The organism is Prevotella sp. HMSC073D09 (assembly GCF_001814145.1).
Taxonomy (GTDB): domain Bacteria; phylum Bacteroidota; class Bacteroidia; order Bacteroidales; family Bacteroidaceae; genus Prevotella; species Prevotella conceptionensis.
In genome coordinates this window covers 1-283 of sequence record NZ_KV815056.1, presented here as the reverse complement: position 1 = coordinate 283, position 283 = coordinate 1, and the positions used below count along the sequence as shown (strand labels likewise).

Below are 283 nucleotides of genomic sequence, written 5' to 3'. Positions count from 1 at the left end.
TCCCTGCCCCTAAGAATCGGTCGTATAAGTTCAGCCGTTCTTGTCCGCTCGTCATCAGTTTGGCAATTTGCCAATATCTCATCACGCTTTTCAGTATTGATAATAAAGGCCTCATTGCAACCTGTCAGCACACCGCGATAGATGTTTATATTCCAATCTCTCAATGGCGTACCAACGGCTTCTATTTTCTTTTTGATGCTTTGTTCAATAGGTGAAAGAACCACCCAGCTGTCAGACGAGCCAAAGTCGCAAACGGAGTTCTGTTGCTGCACAAAATCGCTCA

1 protein-coding gene is annotated in these 283 nt (G+C 44.9%); it reads right to left on the bottom strand.

From position 1 onward, the window contains the following. Positions 1–283, bottom strand: a 283-nt coding sequence (locus HMPREF2955_RS16470; protein ID WP_246830055.1) for a hypothetical protein, incomplete at both ends; no start/stop codon positions are given.